General features: G+C 53.4%; 14 protein-coding genes. 6 read left to right on the top strand and 8 right to left on the bottom strand.

All coding sequences use genetic code 11. The annotated features are described in order from the left end of the window. Positions 1 to 12 precede the first annotated feature (12 nt). Genes Q8W32_RS08480 through Q8W32_RS08470 form a run of 3 tightly spaced genes read left to right on the top strand, consistent with a single transcriptional unit; the run spans position 13 to position 3,994 of the window. A complete protein-coding gene (locus Q8W32_RS08480) occupies positions 13 to 936 on the top strand; it encodes a MerR family transcriptional regulator (RefSeq protein WP_303432138.1) in 924 nt (307 codons plus the stop codon). Further along, positions 933 to 1,949, top strand: coding sequence for a class I SAM-dependent methyltransferase (locus tag Q8W32_RS08475; protein WP_305414517.1), 1,017 nt, complete (start codon positions 933 to 935; stop codon positions 1,947 to 1,949). The genes Q8W32_RS08480 and Q8W32_RS08475 overlap by 4 nt, the downstream gene beginning before the upstream one ends. 35 nt (positions 1,950 to 1,984) lie before the next feature. Beyond that, positions 1,985 to 3,994: a TonB-dependent siderophore receptor gene (locus tag Q8W32_RS08470; protein WP_305414515.1), complete on the top strand. Its 2,010-nt coding sequence runs from the start codon at positions 1,985 to 1,987 to the stop codon at positions 3,992 to 3,994. Positions 3,995 to 4,107: 113 nt separating this feature from the next. Here Q8W32_RS08470 and speD read toward each other — a convergent pair whose 3' ends face one another. Then, entirely contained in the window at positions 4,108 to 4,902 is a 795-nt protein-coding gene (gene speD / locus Q8W32_RS08465; protein ID WP_303432143.1) for an adenosylmethionine decarboxylase, read from the bottom strand. A gap of 78 nt (positions 4,903 to 4,980) precedes the next feature. Next, the gene (locus Q8W32_RS08460; RefSeq protein ID WP_303432145.1) at positions 4,981 to 5,400 is read right to left on the bottom strand and encodes an OsmC family protein; all 420 of its coding nucleotides are present in this window, start codon (positions 5,398 to 5,400) and stop codon (positions 4,981 to 4,983) included. 389 nt (positions 5,401 to 5,789) lie between these two features. On the opposite strand from Q8W32_RS08460, the gene crp reads away from it, so the two are divergent. Beyond that, entirely contained in the window at positions 5,790 to 6,428 is a 639-nt protein-coding gene (gene crp, locus Q8W32_RS08455; RefSeq protein ID WP_303432147.1) for a cAMP-activated global transcriptional regulator CRP, read from the top strand. 119 nt (positions 6,429 to 6,547) lie between these two features. On the opposite strand, the gene trpC is transcribed toward crp, so the two are convergent. From trpC to Q8W32_RS08430, 5 genes are all read right to left on the bottom strand, one after another. Next, complete coding sequence (trpC, locus tag Q8W32_RS08450; protein ID WP_303432149.1) at positions 6,548 to 7,354, bottom strand: indole-3-glycerol phosphate synthase TrpC; 807 nt, start codon at positions 7,352 to 7,354, stop codon at positions 6,548 to 6,550. Positions 7,355 to 7,383: 29 nt separating this feature from the next. Continuing rightward, positions 7,384 to 8,430, bottom strand: a complete 1,047-nt coding sequence (gene trpD / locus Q8W32_RS08445; protein ID WP_305414514.1) for an anthranilate phosphoribosyltransferase — start codon at positions 8,428 to 8,430, stop codon at positions 7,384 to 7,386. Positions 8,431 to 8,443: 13 nt separating this feature from the next. Then, a complete protein-coding gene (locus Q8W32_RS08440) occupies positions 8,444 to 9,031 on the bottom strand; it encodes an aminodeoxychorismate/anthranilate synthase component II (RefSeq protein WP_303432152.1) in 588 nt (195 codons plus the stop codon). Between the two features lie 72 nt (positions 9,032 to 9,103). Further along, the gene (gene trpE / locus Q8W32_RS08435) at positions 9,104 to 10,588 is read right to left on the bottom strand and encodes an anthranilate synthase component I (protein WP_303432153.1); all 1,485 of its coding nucleotides are present in this window, start codon (positions 10,586 to 10,588) and stop codon (positions 9,104 to 9,106) included. Between the two features lie 214 nt (positions 10,589 to 10,802). Beyond that, entirely contained in the window at positions 10,803 to 11,480 is a 678-nt protein-coding gene (locus Q8W32_RS08430; RefSeq protein WP_303432155.1) for an HAD family phosphatase, read from the bottom strand. Positions 11,481 to 11,938: 458 nt separating this feature from the next. Here Q8W32_RS08430 and Q8W32_RS08425 point away from each other — a divergent pair, with 458 nt between their 5' ends. Beyond that, positions 11,939 to 12,301: an HPF/RaiA family ribosome-associated protein gene (locus tag Q8W32_RS08425; protein ID WP_303432156.1), complete on the top strand. Its 363-nt coding sequence runs from the start codon at positions 11,939 to 11,941 to the stop codon at positions 12,299 to 12,301. Between the two features lie 241 nt (positions 12,302 to 12,542). On the opposite strand, the gene Q8W32_RS08420 is transcribed toward Q8W32_RS08425, so the two are convergent. Further along, a complete protein-coding gene (locus Q8W32_RS08420; RefSeq protein ID WP_305414512.1) occupies positions 12,543 to 14,351 on the bottom strand; it encodes an acyl-CoA dehydrogenase C-terminal domain-containing protein in 1,809 nt (602 codons plus the stop codon). Between the two features lie 452 nt (positions 14,352 to 14,803). On the opposite strand from Q8W32_RS08420, the gene Q8W32_RS08415 reads away from it, so the two are divergent. Beyond that, positions 14,804 to 15,622, top strand: a complete 819-nt coding sequence (locus tag Q8W32_RS08415) for a ComF family protein (RefSeq protein WP_305414511.1) — start codon at positions 14,804 to 14,806, stop codon at positions 15,620 to 15,622. Positions 15,623 to 15,631 lie beyond the last annotated feature (9 nt).

The following is a 15,631-nucleotide window of genomic DNA, read 5'->3' as shown; positions in this document are numbered from 1 at the left end:
AGAGCTCCTAACATGACAGGCAATGGTTCTGACTCCCATGCTGCGTATTATCCAATCCGGATAGTGTCTGCGGAAACAGGCGTGAATGCCATCACCTTGCGCGCCTGGGAACGGCGTTACGGGCTGATTGAACCGAAACGAACCGCCAAGGGCCATCGCCTCTACACCGAGCAAGACATACAACTGATCAAGCAAGTAACCACCTTATTGAATCGTGGTATCCCCATCTCCCAGGCACAGGCCATGCTGGCCAATGGCGACTCCAATAACGATAGTCCCCTGACGGCGACCAAACCCTCTCAATGGCAGCATTACCGGGAGCTGCTGCAACAAGCAACCCAACATTTTGACGACCGCTTGCTGGCCTCCACCTTTGATGAAGTCAGCCAGTTTTTTCCGGTTGAACTGGCCCTGAGATTTCTGTTTGTACCCTTTTATCGTCAACTTAAAGAGAGCAAATCCCAGCCTTTGGGCGACGCCAGACTGTGTTTTTTCAGTTCTTTTCTACAGGCTCGACTGGCCTGGCGACTGTCAGAAAGCGACACCACGGCCGTCACCACACAACCTCGAATCCTGCTGGCCAACTGCACCAGAGACAGCGAAATCAACTTGCTGTTGCTGGGGTTATTGATCCGCCAGCTGGGCCTTGGAGCCACCCGTCTGTCCGGCCTGATGGCGCTGGATCAGATTATTCTGTTACTGAACGAGTGCCGACACTGGCCCGTCGCAGTTCTACAAATAGAAGTAATTCCTTCGACAGAACGTATCCAGCAATTACACACCATTGCCGCAGAAACCGGCTGCCCGCTGTTTGTTACCGGGCAGGCCAGTGAATTTGATGGTCCGCTACGCCAACAAGGGCTGGTCCCGCTTGGTGACGATTACCAAATAGCAGCATTAAACGTACGAGACATAGTGCAAGGAATGACGGCATGAACCAGGCCCCCTATCAGTTATTGACCCGCCACCCGGATTTACTGACTGCCAACACACTGATTCTGACCAGTGAAAGTGAGACCGACCCGGCCTGGCTAGCCATGGTACGCAGTGCCGGATGCCGTGTGCAAACCTGGGACTGGCGCTGCTATCAGGTCATGCTGGCCACCCTCGGAGAAGACAAGGTCACCTTCGCCATCCCCGAAGTTGAACTGCCAGACAATACCGAACGCGTCATTATCGTCTGGCCCAAAGCCAAACAGCTGGCCATCGCCCTGGTACAGATGCTGACCCGGATTCCGGCTCACCGACATCTGCCAGAAGTCTGGCTGGTTGGCTCCAACGACAGCGGCGGCAAAAGCATCAACAATGCGATCAAGCATCTGGCCGATACCATGAAACACGATAGTGCCCGCCGCTGCAGCTTGTGGTCAGCGTTGTTACGGCCCCAACAAGCGTCTTTCAACTGGCTCGCTCTCGCCAAGGCTACCCATTATGACGGCCGGGATTACCTCTCCTTGCCCGGAGTGTTCAGCCAAGGTTCCCTCGACAAGGGCAGCGAATTACTGCTGGCCCAGCTCAAGCCACTGCATGGCAACGTATTGGATCTGGGGTGCGGCTCTGGCCTGCTCGGAATCAGTCAGGCATTACGCAGCACCGACATCAATCTTACGCTGGCAGACACCGATGCCTTCGCCTTGCGCAGCAGTGCCCTGAACGCAGCCCGTATGGGCGTAAAAGCAGATATTGTGGCCAGTGACGGACTGGGCCAGGTCAATGGCTACTTCGATACCATCATCAGCAACCCACCGTTCCACGCCGGCAAGGAAACCGATTATCAGTTTGCCGAACAGCTGTTTGCCAATGCGCGCAAGCAATTACGGGCAGGAGGCAAACTATGGATTGTGGCCAATCGTCATCTACCTTACGAAGAGTGGGCCGCGCGCTGCTTCAGCCAGGTCGAGGAAGTCGCTACCGCCAATGGCTTCAAGATACTGCGCATCAGCCATTAATGTCAGACCAGAGCCAGATGCCAGGGAGATGTTTCATGTTCCGCACCGCACCAGTGGCCAAGATCAAACAGCATCAGTATCTCCCTGGGTCTGGGGTTATTCAGCTGTTGATGCTGCTGCTATTCGGAGCAGCAACGACAGCCCAGGCCAATGACGCCACACTGTCCTACGACCCGGAAAATTATAATCGCTTCCTGCCTCTGACCGCCCTCGACCTGCTCGGTCAACTCCCGACAGCCGGTTTGGGCAAGAACCTTAATCTGGAAGATGACGTACTTCTCTACGGCATGAGCGGCAGCTATCAAAGCCTGTTGATCAATGGCCAGCCATTACTGGGCGACAGTAATGCTCAACGAGTGGCGCTGGAACGTATTCCCGCAGCCATGATCAAGCGTATCGACATCAGTGAAAACAGCCAGGCAGATCAGGACTGGGGAGGCGGTGCCGCCGGGGCCATCAATCTTATTCTCAAAGACCAGTTCAGCCCCGATACTTATCTGGCTGGTATCAGCGGCCCTTACCAGGGTTATCAGCTACTGGCAGATGCCTCACCATCCCCGAACCTGCGCGTCGGGCTCTCCCGCATCCGTCAGGTCAGCCACAGCCAGGGCTCGTTCACCACTGCTGACCTGAATCAGGATTGGTCACAACGGCGTCAGCAACAGGATGACACCTTCCGGCTGTCCCACCAAATGACCTGGTCCACCGCCACTCGCCTGAGCAGTGAACTGATTCTGATGAACAGCGACTATGACCGCCAACACGAGCCACTGCCGTTCACCCTGCGTTACGATGCCACTCACCCAGGTCTGAGTGATACGTCTTACCAGCATAACCGGACAAACCAGCACCTGCGCCTGAATGCCAGTCATCGCCGTGATAGCCTCATCAGCCAAGTGTCATTGGCGGGCGAACAGTTCAAGCAACAACAGCAGCGCGACACCACCAATAACGACGAGAATGCCAGCCGTTATCGACTCCACTGGACACTGGCAGAAACTCGCGATGAACATCGCTGGTCCCTGGGCCTTGGCTATCAGCAACGCAAACAAAACACTTTTTATTCTGGCACCGGCCAGCAACGGCTCAAGTTCAAGGAGAATCGGGCTTCTGCATTTGTGCAGGATGCCTGGCAGGTCACTCCCGGCACTCGGCTGACCCTGGGGTTACGCCTCGAGTCTTATGAGCTCAGCCAGGATAACGCCGGGAGCCAGAATCTGGACCAGCAATCTGAAATCGCCACCGCCAGTTACTGGTTACCCAGTGCAATTCTAAGCCGCCGCCTCGACTATCACCAACAGCTGCAAATCAGCCTTGGTCAAAGTATCCGCCCGGCCCGTGCCAGCGACCGCGTGCCCCATAACCTGGACGACGAAGAGCTGGTATGGATCGGCAATGCCGACCTGGTCGACGAACAAATGACGTCTTATGTGATCCGCTACCAACGCCAGTTCCAGACCGGCGTCCGGGCCGAAGAAGAAGGTGTGGTGCTGTCATTGTTTCAGCGCAGCATCTATCAGCCGATTCATTATCTTTACAGTGCCACCACCTCCGGGCAATTTCAGGTCACTCCGGTCAACAGCGCCGTCCCGGCGGTATTACGTGGCGTCAGCCTGACCATGCGCAAGCCGTTACAACGGGGAGACAATCCGCTGATCATCGAGCTGGGAGTCAATCTGTATGACTCCGACATTCGCGGTAGCGAGGTGATTGAACAACGGCGACGACTGGACCAGACCCCGGATTCAGTGGTCAAAGCCAGTGTCGAGTACTGGTACCTGCGCCATGCCCGTATCGGTGCCTACTGGTGTTATCAGGGCCCGTCGACGCATCTGGCGATTGGCGACAGCAGTGATATCACCGTCCACAATACATCGACCCACAATGCTGGCGGCTATCTGGATTATTCATGGAAAGGAGGCTGGCGGATTGGTGTTTCCATCAATCAGCGCCAGGCCGGCGACTATGACAGTGACTCCCCGGCCTTCCACATGGAAAGCGACAACGAATGGCGCTGGCAATTACAGCTACGCAAAGAAAGCTGAATCACCCCAAAAGATCAAGAGACTGACACCAGAACGGGGCAGCCGAAACAGCCGCTGGCTGATACCGGGCAGCGCGCTGATCACAGCCGCCCCCGGAGTACTGCAGAACTGCTTTAATCTGGCATATTACGGGAGTAGAAAATCTCCAGCATTTCCTTGCGCACCTTGTTTTCGATCACATCCCGTTCAGCGTCACTCAGGCTGAGCGCAGCTTCACCAAACAGATAGTTATCCAGTTCAAAATCCTTCAGCAGCATCTTGGTATGGAAGGTATTTTCCTGATACACATTCACATCGATGGTCTGATAGGCGTTACGGGTATCTTCGGTCAGGTAGTTCTGGATCGAGTTGATATCATGATCAATATAATGCTTGTTGCCATCGACATCGCGGGTAAAACCGCGCACCCGATAATCCACCGTCACAATATCGGAGTCCAGCGCATGAATCAGATAGTTCAAAGCCTTCAGGGGTGAAATCAGCCCACAGGTCGATACATCAATATCCGCCCGGAAAGTACTGATCCCGCCATCCGGATGGCTTTCCGGGTAGGTATGCACGGTCACATGGCTTTTATCGAGGTGTGCCACCACAGAATCTCTCAGCGGCCCCGGCTTCTCTTCCATCAGGTCATCGCTGGGCGGCACTTCATGCTCAGCAATCAGAATGGTTACACTTGCACCCTGGGGTTCATAATCCTGACGAGCCACGTTCAGAATATTGGCACCAATAATATCCACCACATCGCCCAGAATCTGGGTCAGGCGATCGGCGTTATAAAGCTCATCAATGTATTCAATATACTCCTGGCGCTCTTTCTCGGTCTGGGTATAACAAATATCGTAGATATTAAAACTCAAGGACTTGGTCAGGTTGTTGAAGCCGTGCAGGCGCAACTTGTCGTTCAATAGCGTATCCTCATCAACCCCGCCTGATGCGGTGGTGTGGATGTTAAGTAGGTTAACCTTCGGTCTGAATACCTGATATCAGGCTTCAATCACTTCATGACTGTGAGTAATTTCAACCCCAGCCTGTTCGAGCATAATCGATGCTGAACAATATTTTTCTGCCGACAAAGCCACAGCCCGCTCGACACTGCCCGCCTTCAGGTTCTTGCCAGATACCTTGAAGTGTACGTGTATGCGCGTAAAAACCGACGGCACCGTATCGGCCCGCTGCGCTTCAATGGCGGCCACACAATCGGTCACTTGCTGGCGCTGCTTGGTCAAGATACTCATGACATCAAAACTGGTACAACCGCCCAGCCCCAGCAGCAGCATTTCCATTGGCCGGACGCCCATGTTTCTGCCGCCGTGATCTTCTGGTCCATCCATGACAACTGTGTGACCACTGCCAGATTCACCCAGGAACATGGCCCCATCTACCCACTTGATTTCTGCTTTCATCTTATCAACCAGCACAGTTATTGGAGGAAGGCGCGGAGCGTATCATAACCAGCACGCCCGGTTAAATTGTCTCAGTCAGACGTGTCACCCTACTGCCGTATTTTGTCATTTTAACAATAAGATACAATTTAACTGCTCCTGCAGACGTCAGCAGTCCGGCAAAAAGTAGTATCCTCTGCCTTTTGAAAAAATCGATCTAACATATAAATCAACGGCTTACGCGATATTTACCCTATATGACCAATATTAATGATCTGGTTCACGGAACTGAAAACCATACGCTCTGTAATGGTAAAAGCACTAACGCACCGCGTCACAAACTGACATACTGTTTAACTTATTCTGTTCATGAGCAATAATTGCATCAGTACCGGATTGGAAGCCCAACTATGAGCCTGGTAAGACTGCCCCAAAAGGATCCCTACCTGGAAGACTTTTTGTCTCAATGTCACCGACGCCGTTATCCGGCGCGCAGCACTCTGATTTATGCTGGAGAAGAAAGTCATACCTTGTACTATCTGGTTAAAGGTTCCGTCAGCGTCATCATTGAAGACGAAGATGGCCGCGATATGATCATGGCCTACCTGAATCCGGGTGACTTTTTTGGTGAAATGGGCCTGTTTGATGAAGAACACAAAACCCGCACCGCCTGGGTAAAATCCAAAACCGAATGCGAAGTGGCCGAAATCAGCTACAGCAAATTTGAAGAACTGGTCAAACTGAACCCGTCATTACTGTTCCGCCTGTTCCGTCAAATGGCACATCGCCTTGGCCATACCACCCGCAAAGCAGGTGATCTGGTGTTTATGGATGTAACCGGTCGAGTGGCCCGCACCCTGTTGGAACTCAGCAAGGAGCCAGATGCCATGACGCACCCCGATGGTATGCAAATCAAGATTACCCGTCAGGAAATTGGCCGCATCGTTGGCTGTTCCCGTGAGATGGTTGGTCGTGTATTAAAAGACCTTGAAGATGGTGGCCTGGTATCAGTCAAAGGCAAAACCATGGTGGTCTACGGCACCCGCTAGCTGTACATACAATCATTGAGCAGGCTGTGCGCTACGCCAGCCAAAGCTGCGACCAAAAAAAGCATTGCCTGTGGCAATGCTTTTTTGTTTGTAACACGTATCAGGATAACCGGTGTTAGTCAGAAAAACAGCTGACTCAATGCCTCACCCGGATCTTGTGCCCGCATAAAGGCTTCGCCAACCAGAAAACCGTGCACGTTACGCTGACGCATGGCATCCACATCGGCACGCTGCAGAATCCCGCTTTCCGTCACCAGCAAGCGGTTATCGGGTATCGACGCCAATAATCCATAAGTGGTTTCCAGCGTTACTTCAAACGTATGCAGGTTGCGGTTATTGATTCCCAGCAACGGCGTGGTCAACGTCAAGGCTGATTCCAGCTCATCGTGGTCATGCACTTCTACCAGCACATCCATTCCCAGTTCATGAGCCAGGCCTTCCAGATCCTGTAGCTGCATTCTCGACAGCGCCGAGACGATCAGCAGAACACAATCGGCATTCAGCATGCGGGCTTCATAAATCTGATAGGGGTCGACCAGGAAATCCTTGCGGATCACCGGCAGCGAGCAGGCTTGACGCGCCTGCTGCAAAAAATCTTCATGGCCCTGGAAATACTCATGATCTGTCAGCACCGACAAACACGCTGCACCGCCTTGCTCGTAAGATTCGGCAATCGCACCCGGCACAAAATCTTCTCGTATCACGCCCTTGGAGGGTGATGCCTTTTTGATTTCAGCAATCACCGCGGGATCACCCGCATCAATACGGGTACGCATGGCCTGACAGAAGCCTCGCAACTGTTCCGGGTCCTGGTCCTGTGCCTGCGCTTTCAGCTCGACGACCGGCAGCTCACGCTGCCGTTGTCTGACTTCCACCACCTTGGTAGCGAGAATTTTTCGGAGTACGGTTGGTGTTTCGTTATTCACTGCGTTATTCGCCTTTGGTTTCGCCGCCGTCAGGCCGCACCATCTTCGGCCAGACAGACTGAAAAGCTGACCAGCTCTTTCATTTTTTCCAGTGCCAGACCCGAATAAATCGCGTCTTGCGCCATGCTGACACCATCTTTCAGGTTCAACGCCAGACCGGCAACATAAATCGCAGCACCGGCATTCAGCGCCAGCATATCGGCGGCTTTTTGACCGGCTTCGGTTTTACGCTTGCCCAGTGCATCCTGAATCAGTGCCAGGCTTTCCTCGGCGCCATCGACCGTCAGACCACTCAGGCTGCGAGGTTCAATCTCAAGTTCTTCCGGACGGATGATACGTTCCCGCAACTCACCCATATACAGTTCACACGCAAAGGTTGGAGCCGCCAGACTGATCTCATCCAACCCATCGTCTGAATGTACCACCATGACATGGCCCGCGCCCAACCGCTGCATCACTTCTGCCAGCGGCCGTACCAGCTCTTTGCTGTACACACCGATCAACTGGTTCGGGACACTGGCCGGATTGGTCATTGGCCCGAGAATATTAAAAATTGTCCTCATACCCAGCGACTTGCGTACACCAATCGCATGTTTCATGGCACTGTGATGTTGAGGCGCAAACATAAAGCCCACGCCCAGCTCCTCTATGCAACGGGCCACCTGAGTGGCATCCAGCGTCAGCTTGACCCCTGCAGCTTCCAGTAAATCGGCGCTGCCGGATTTTGATGACACTCCGCGATTACCGTGCTTGGCCACTTTGCCGCCGGCCGCCGCTACCACAAAGGATGAAGCCGTCGAGACATTAAACAGGTTCGATCCATCACCACCGGTCCCGACGATATCCACCGCGTGTAACGGATGAATGGTGACGCCATGGGCCAGCTCTCGCATAACCCGGACGGCTCCGACGATTTCATCGATGCTTTCGCCTTTCATTCTCAAGGCAACCAGAAACGCACCGACCTGGGCATCGTCACACTGTCCGGCCATTATCTGTCCCATAACGTCGGTCATCTCGTCCGTCGTCAGGTCATTACGTTCGACAACCCGAGCGAGGGCAGCACGCATTTCCATATCAGTCTCCTGGTCAGTTCAGCCGCATGTGCAAAAAATTGTTGAGCAAGTCATGGCCGTGCTCAGTCAGAATGGATTCAGGATGGAACTGAACCCCTTCAATCGCCAGCTCGCGATGTCGAATCCCCATGATTTCTTCCTGGCTGCCATCGTCATTCTGGGTCCAGGCCGTCACTTCAAGGCAATCCGGCAAGGTGTTTTTATCAATCACCAAAGAATGATAACGGGTCGCCTGATAGGGATTGGTCAGGCCCTTGAATACACCGACATCGCCATGATGAATGGCCGATAATTTACCATGCATGACCTGTCCGGCTCGTACGATGGTGCCGCCAAATACCTGCCCAATCGATTGATGGCCCAAACAAATTCCCAAAATTGGCACCTTGCCGGCAAAGTGCCGGATAGCGGCCATCGACATTCCGGCTTCATTCGGCGTGCAAGGCCCCGGGGAAATAACCAGGTGATCAGGAGCCAGAGCCTCTATTTGCTCCAACGTCACCTCGTCGTTACGAAACACCCGTACTTCTGCGCCCAACTCGGCGAAATATTGCACAATGTTGTACGTAAAAGAATCGTAGTTATCTATCATTACCAGCATGCTGTACTCCAACGGCGCCCGGCATCAGGCCCCTGTCATTCATTCGGTAGGTAGCGACCTGTCTGCAGGTCGTTATTGATCCAGCCCGGCTTCAGCCAGAGCAACGGCACGGAACATGGCGCGACCCTTGTTCAGGGTTTCCTGCCATTCCATTTCCGGCACCGAGTCGGCCACGATCCCGGCTCCCGCCTGAATATTCAGCATGCCGTCCTTGATGACCGCGGTACGAATGGCAATCGCCGTATCCATATTGCCATTCCAGCTCAGATAACCGACCGCACCGCCATACACACCACGCTTGGTGCTTTCCATCTCATCAATGATTTCCATTGCCCGGATTTTGGGCGCACCACTTAAAGTACCGGCCGGATGTACGGCTCTCAGTACATCCATGGCCGTGGTGCCTTCTTTCACTTGCCCGGTGACATTGGAAACGATATGCATCACATGACTGTAGTGCTCCACCACCATCCGGTCGGTCAGCTCTACCTTGCCCGTCTGGGCAACCCGGCCAACGTCATTACGCCCCAGATCGATCAACATCAGGTGTTCGGCGATTTCTTTCGGATCGGCCAGTAATTCCTGCTCCAGCGCCAGATCTTCAGCGGCGTTGTGACCACGCTTGCGTGTACCGGCAATCGGCCGCACCGTGACTTCACCATCTTCCAGCCGGGCCAGAATCTCTGGTGAAGAACCGACCACATGAAAGTCACCCAGATGCATGCAATACATATAGGGTGACGGGTTCAGCGTCCGCAGGGCGCGGTAGATATTGACCGGATCACCGGCAAACGGAATCTGCATCCGCTGGGATATCACGCACTGCATGATATCGCCAGCGAAGATGTAATCCTTGATCGAAGCGACTGCCGCACGGAATTCATCGGCACCAAACATTGAACGAAAATCTTTTTCCTCGACCTCGCGCGGCTGCGCCAACGGCTGGCCTATTTCCCCCTGATAGGGCTGACGCAACTGTTCGCGCAGTTGCTCGATACGCTGTTCAGCCACCGCCAGCGCGTTGGGCTGTTGCGGATCGGCCAGCACGATCAGATGCAAGGTGCCACTGAGGTTGTCGAACACCACCACTTCTTCGGACACCATCAGCAGGATATCCGGGGTATTCAGCTCATCAGCGGGGCAACCTTTTTCCAGCCGGGGTTCGATATAGCGCACGGTATCGTAACCAAAGTAGCCGACCAGCCCACCCTGAAAACGCGGCAAGCCGGGCAAGTCCGGGACCTTGTAGCTTTGCTGTAACTCGCTGATGTATTGCAGCGGGTCACGCACTTCCAGCTCGCTGACCGTGTCACCGTTTTCTTGCCGGATAATCCGATGGCCCGTTACCTTGATAACATGGCGGGCGGGTAATCCGATCATTGAATAACGCCCCCATTTCTCCCCACCCTGTACCGATTCGAACAGGTAGGAATAAGGCCGGTCGGCCAATTTGAGGTAGGTACTGAGAGGGGTATCAATGTCGGCCAACACCTGGCGCGACACAGGGATACGGTTGTAGCCCTGGGCAACCAGAGTTTCAAATTCTTGCGGAGTCATAATAGGAACCTGAGTGTGAGTAAACGCAATAACGGATGCATCCTTTTGTGTGATGCAGGAAATCAGGCGTTTATCACCATCGACGGGCGAGTAGCTGGCCCTGTTGCTGAGGACGATCCAGAGGGTAGAACACCACGGGCTCCCTAGTCGTGATTTAATCGAGCATAGATCATACCAGAAGGCCCACCTCCGGCAAGCCTTACAATGGTTGATTTCAGTTTTTGAGTGGTCGCCAGTCCAGACAAGGCCAACTGCGCAAGGCCGCTGCATCACGTAAACGAGCGTTCGGATTCAACACCACTGGCTGGGCGACTTTTTCCAGCAAGGGTAAATCTGCATGACTGTCGGTATAAAAGGCGGCATCACTGAATTTCAGGCCACGCTCACGCAAAAATGCCCTGGCCAGGCCAACCTTGCCACTGCCGTAACACAAGGGGCGCTGCAAGCCGACGATACGATCATTCACCACCTTGAGGCGATTACTGATCACATGAGTGATACCCAGCGCATCGGCGTAAGCACGGGCAACATAATCATCAGCGCCAGTAATCATAACCAGTTCAACCCCCTGGCGCTGGTAGGCAAATAACAGCGAAGCCGCTTGCGGATAAATATGCAGGTGCCCACGCTCGGCAAAAAATTGCGCCACCCGCTGCTGATATACAGACAAAGCCATCCCGCGAGCACGGGTCTTGTAATAGTTGGACAAGCGCCAGTGTGTTACCCGACCCTTTTTATAGGCACGATACAAGGAAGCCAGCGCCAGCGTCGCCTCGACCAAAGCCCAGCGCTCACGGCGTACTCGCCATTTGATCCAGAGACTGTTTGCGTCTTTGTTAATCAGTGAGTCGTCCAGATCAAAAAAAACGACCTTTACCTTGTATACCTGCATGACACTCCGCCCACGATGCTGTCGCTCAGACTAACACGCATTCAAACCCTGCCCAATGCGAATTCGTCGCGTCCATTCACTGTTGCATCCAAGGCAAAAAGTTCCGCAAAAAAAAACATAAAAATGTTACATCCAGATGATTGACCTTGTGACAAGTTAATGTAGTCTGAAGACATAAGGAAATGACAGAGACACGGCAACAAGAACTGGCAAAAGATGTTTTCCAGTTCGCCAGTGTTAATGGCAACTTATTGTTTTATAAAGGTTTTAAAGACTACCGTTACGTTGAAGGGAGGTAAATATACCGATCCAGGCGCACTCGGCAAGATCCAGAAACCGGTCTGTATACCAATACGGATCTGCCCTTTGGCACGTGCGTAAAGACAACAGCGCCATCGCGATGTTGTCCGCCGGATTTCCCGGCGTAGCCTCATGCTTATTTTAACCAAGGAGCGTTTATGAAAGGTCTGGCAATCAGTTTTCGTGACATCGAACATTCAGACGGTATAGAAGCATCTATCCGAGAGAAAGCCACCAAACTTATCTCCACCTTTGACGACATCACCGGGATTCGTGCGGTTGTCGCCATGCCACATAACCACAGCTATAAAGGCAAGTTGGCTCATGTGTCGCTGGAGGTTGGCTTGCCTGGAGAAACTGTCGCGATCACCCATGACAATCACGACAACTCTGACCACGAAGATATGTATGTTGCTGTCAGGGATGCGTTTGAAAAGGCCCAGCGTAAAATCCGCAAGATTCATGAAAAACGGGTTAATCGTAATCGTCGCACGGCCTCGATTGTTGCTCAGGCAACCTGAACCTTGTCGTTAGAGTAGTCTCCATTAAAACCCTGTTAATAGCTCTGAAAGCCGCTGATACCAGCGGCTTTTTTGTGGCTACCCAACATCCAGCACTGGCCAAGCGCCATGCAAGCCGGTTTCATATCCACACGGTACAATCCAGCCGTACAATCCAGCCGAACAACCCAGACACATAATCCAGGCATAAAAAAGCCACTCCGAAGAGTGGCTGGTATCCATCAGCGCAATCGCGACCGACTTACAGGAAAGAGAAATCCTCTTCGGCCATATCCATCAGACTGGCGGCTCCTGCTGTCATGGTGGCAGCATGCATCCGGGTACGGGGCAGGATGCGGCGGAAGTAAAAGTTTGCCGTGGTCAGTTTGGCCTTGTAGAAGGCCTCTTCACTGGTACCTGCAGCCAGCTTGTCCTGAGCTACCTTGGCCATACGCGCCCAGAAGTAACCCAGCACGATATAACCGGAGTACATCAGATAGTCGACAGCAGCGGCACCTACTTCATCGCGATTTTTCATCGCCCCCATCCCCACTTTCATGGTCAGGTCGCCCCACTCCTTGTTCACTTCCATCAAGGGCTTGATCAGTTTGGACAAGGCTTTATTACCCGACTCCGCCTTGCAGAACTTGTGCACGATCTTGGTGAAGGTGCGCAGGCTCGCCCCTTGCGTCATCAATACTTTACGGCCGAGCAAATCCAGCGCCTGAATACCCGTGGTTCCTTCATAGATAGTCGCAATCCGGGTATCCCGCACCAACTGCTCCATTCCCCATTCCGCAATATACCCATGGCCACCATACACCTGCATACCTAGGTTGGTTGCTTCACAACCGGCTTCGGTCAGGAAGGCCTTGGCAATCGGCGTCAGGAAACTGAGCAGCTCTTCAGCACTTTTACGTTCGGCTTCGGTCTCGGCTTTTTTGACAATGTCGTTTTGCTGCGAGGCAAAATACACCAGTGCCCGGCTCGCTTCGTTGAGGGCTTTCTGCGTCAACAACATACGACGGACATCCGGGTGCACAATAATCGGATCGGCGGCTTTTTCCGGCGCTTTTGCCCCGGTCAGTGAACGCATCGCCAACCGTTCTTTGGCATACGCCAGAGCACCTTGATAAGACGCTTCCATCGCAGAAGAACCTTGCAAGGCAGTACCGATACGGGCGGTGTTCATAAAGGTGAACATGCAGTTCAGGCCTTTGTTCTCCGGCCCAATCAACCAACCTTGGGCACCATCAAAGTTCATGACACAGGTAGAGTTGCCGTGAATGCCCATTTTGTGTTCCAGCGAGCCACATTCAACAGCGTTTTTATCTCCCAGCGTGCCGTCTTCATTCGGCAGTACCTTGGGCACAATAAACAGCGAGATACCCTTGGTACCAGCCGGAGCACCAGGCAAACGGGCCAGCACGATATGGATAATATTGTCTGCCATATCGTGATCACCGGCAGAAATAAAGATCTTGGTGCCGGTAATAGCATAGCTGCCATCCGGGTTTGGCTCTGCCTTGGCTTTCAGAATCCCCAGGTCAGAACCACAATGCGGCTCAGTCAGGCACATGGTGCCGGTCCACTCACCAGAGACCAGACGGGTCAGATAGGTGGCTTTCTGGGCATCGGTACCGTGTTGTTCAATGGTGTTCATGGCACCGTGAGACAAACCGGGGTACATCCCCCAAGACCAGTTGGATGAACCAACCAGCTCGGAAATCACAATCCCCAGTGATTCAGGCAAACCCTGACCACCAAATTCTTCGTCATGGGCCAGAGACGGCCAACCGCCTTCAACAAACTTGGCGTAGGCTTCTTTAAAGCCGGTCGGTGTGGTGACGGTGCCATCTTCGTGACGCTGACAGCCTTCGATATCACCGACACGGTTCAGCGGTGCCAGCTCTTGTTCACAAAAACGAGCGCCTTCAGCAAGGATGGCATCCACCATGTCCGGAGTCGCCACGTCGGCGTAAGCAGGAATATTGGCGTAATGGGACGGCATATCCAGCAGCTCGTCCATAACGAATTTAATTTCACGCAGGGGGGCTTTGTATTCTGGCATTAGGGATACCTCGTCGCCTGACTGGTTTGGGTCGCCTGATGGCGCTCTGTTTATTAGTAGTCGTACCGGCCATCAATCAATGAACCAGTACGCTGTTGCTATTTCGTTGTTCCGTTGTTTCTTGATCGCCCGGTGACCGCGTCATGCGCGTGTGTTGCCGTGGTGTATCACTTGATGTTTTAAAACAACTGTTTGAAACATACGTTTGCTTTATAGCTCTGTCAAGCAAAAACACACAACAATGACTTGTCATCCCGACACTGGCAGCAGGCAAAATCCCACGCCAATACAACAACGGCTATCAACCCAGCATAGGACACAAATTCCACCACCGAGAAGGCACAATACGGATTAGCAACCATTGACCCGATATCACCCTCCAAGCAGGATAGTGGCTGCGTTTTATCAACAATCAGTATTCAATCAATACCCAATCAGAGTCAGGGAAGACGATGGCAGGCAACCCACAGCAGCAGCAACAAAAACAGCAGCAAAACCAGCTACCCAGACAGCGGTCTCTGTCCCGTCAATCAGCCGCCGGGCCGCTGTCGGACTTTCGTTGTGAATGGTGCCAGAGCTCGGTCAGCAAGAGCATCAGTGGTTTTTTGTGTCACCACTGTGAAGAAGTGCTGCGCACCCCCTATCCGGCGTGCAGCCAGTGTGGTGAGTTACTCAATAACAACGAACGCCGCTGCCAGCATTGCCAACAAACGCCACCGGCTTTCGATTACACTCACATTTTTTTACCTTACCAAACACCGGTTAGTCACTGGTTACGCCAGGCCAAAGACCGCCGTCGTTATGAGTGGCTGTTACGCCTGGGTCACTGGATGGCCCATCATCCACCCGCAGCAATTACCCAGGTCGATGCGCTGGTGTACGTACCATCCGATTGGCGCAAGCGTCTCTGGCGCGGCTTTAACCCTGCCCGGATTATTTGTGAACAACTGGCTTCCCGTCATCACAAACCGATATTACACCAGGCGCTACGCCGTCGAGGCAGTACCCCACAACGAGGCCAGCACCGCGCTTCCCGCTTGCAGCAAGCCCGGCAACAGTTCGACAGTGGCCAGCAATCCCTGCACGGCATGCACCTGCTGCTGATTGACGATGTACTCACCACCGGTGCCACGGCCGATGCGGTAGCGACCTTGCTGAAGCAGCAAGGGGCAGCCATTGTTGGCGTCTGGGCTCTGGCGCGAACACCACCCCCCGGAATGACCATGCCGTTAGCATTGCATGGATGTGGCTTGCCAGAGAGTCAGGCATAATCGCCCGTT

Origin of the sequence: Oceanobacter sp. 3_MG-2023, from assembly GCF_030688925.1 — a bacterium.
Classification (GTDB): Bacteria; Pseudomonadota; Gammaproteobacteria; order Pseudomonadales; family Oceanobacteraceae; genus Oceanobacter.
The sequence above is the reverse complement of the archived record's forward strand: the minus strand, read 5'-3'. Positions and strand labels throughout refer to the sequence as shown.

What these genes read in the sequence shown, in the direction of transcription:
- Q8W32_RS08430 (WP_303432155.1), bottom strand. Translation starts at nt 11,480, where the DNA reads ATGCAGGTATACAAGGTAAAGGTCGTTTTTTTTGATCTGGACGACTCA.
- Q8W32_RS08480 (WP_303432138.1), top strand. Translation starts at nt 13, where the DNA reads ATGACAGGCAATGGTTCTGACTCCCATGCTGCGTATTATCCAATCCGG.
- Q8W32_RS08475 (WP_305414517.1), top strand. Translation starts at nt 933, where the DNA reads ATGAACCAGGCCCCCTATCAGTTATTGACCCGCCACCCGGATTTACTG.
- Q8W32_RS08415 (WP_305414511.1), top strand. Translation starts at nt 14,804, where the DNA reads ATGGCAGGCAACCCACAGCAGCAGCAACAAAAACAGCAGCAAAACCAG.
- Q8W32_RS08460 (WP_303432145.1), bottom strand. Translation starts at nt 5,400, where the DNA reads ATGAAAGCAGAAATCAAGTGGGTAGATGGGGCCATGTTCCTGGGTGAA.
- Q8W32_RS08440 (WP_303432152.1), bottom strand. Translation starts at nt 9,031, where the DNA reads ATGCTGGTAATGATAGATAACTACGATTCTTTTACGTACAACATTGTG.
- trpD (WP_305414514.1), bottom strand. Translation starts at nt 8,430, where the DNA reads ATGGAAATGCGTGCTGCCCTCGCTCGGGTTGTCGAACGTAATGACCTG.
- Q8W32_RS08425 (WP_303432156.1), top strand. Translation starts at nt 11,939, where the DNA reads ATGAAAGGTCTGGCAATCAGTTTTCGTGACATCGAACATTCAGACGGT.
- trpE (WP_303432153.1), bottom strand. Translation starts at nt 10,588, where the DNA reads ATGACTCCGCAAGAATTTGAAACTCTGGTTGCCCAGGGCTACAACCGT.
- Q8W32_RS08470 (WP_305414515.1), top strand. Translation starts at nt 1,985, where the DNA reads ATGTTCCGCACCGCACCAGTGGCCAAGATCAAACAGCATCAGTATCTC.
- crp (WP_303432147.1), top strand. Translation starts at nt 5,790, where the DNA reads ATGAGCCTGGTAAGACTGCCCCAAAAGGATCCCTACCTGGAAGACTTT.
- Q8W32_RS08420 (WP_305414512.1), bottom strand. Translation starts at nt 14,351, where the DNA reads ATGCCAGAATACAAAGCCCCCCTGCGTGAAATTAAATTCGTTATGGAC.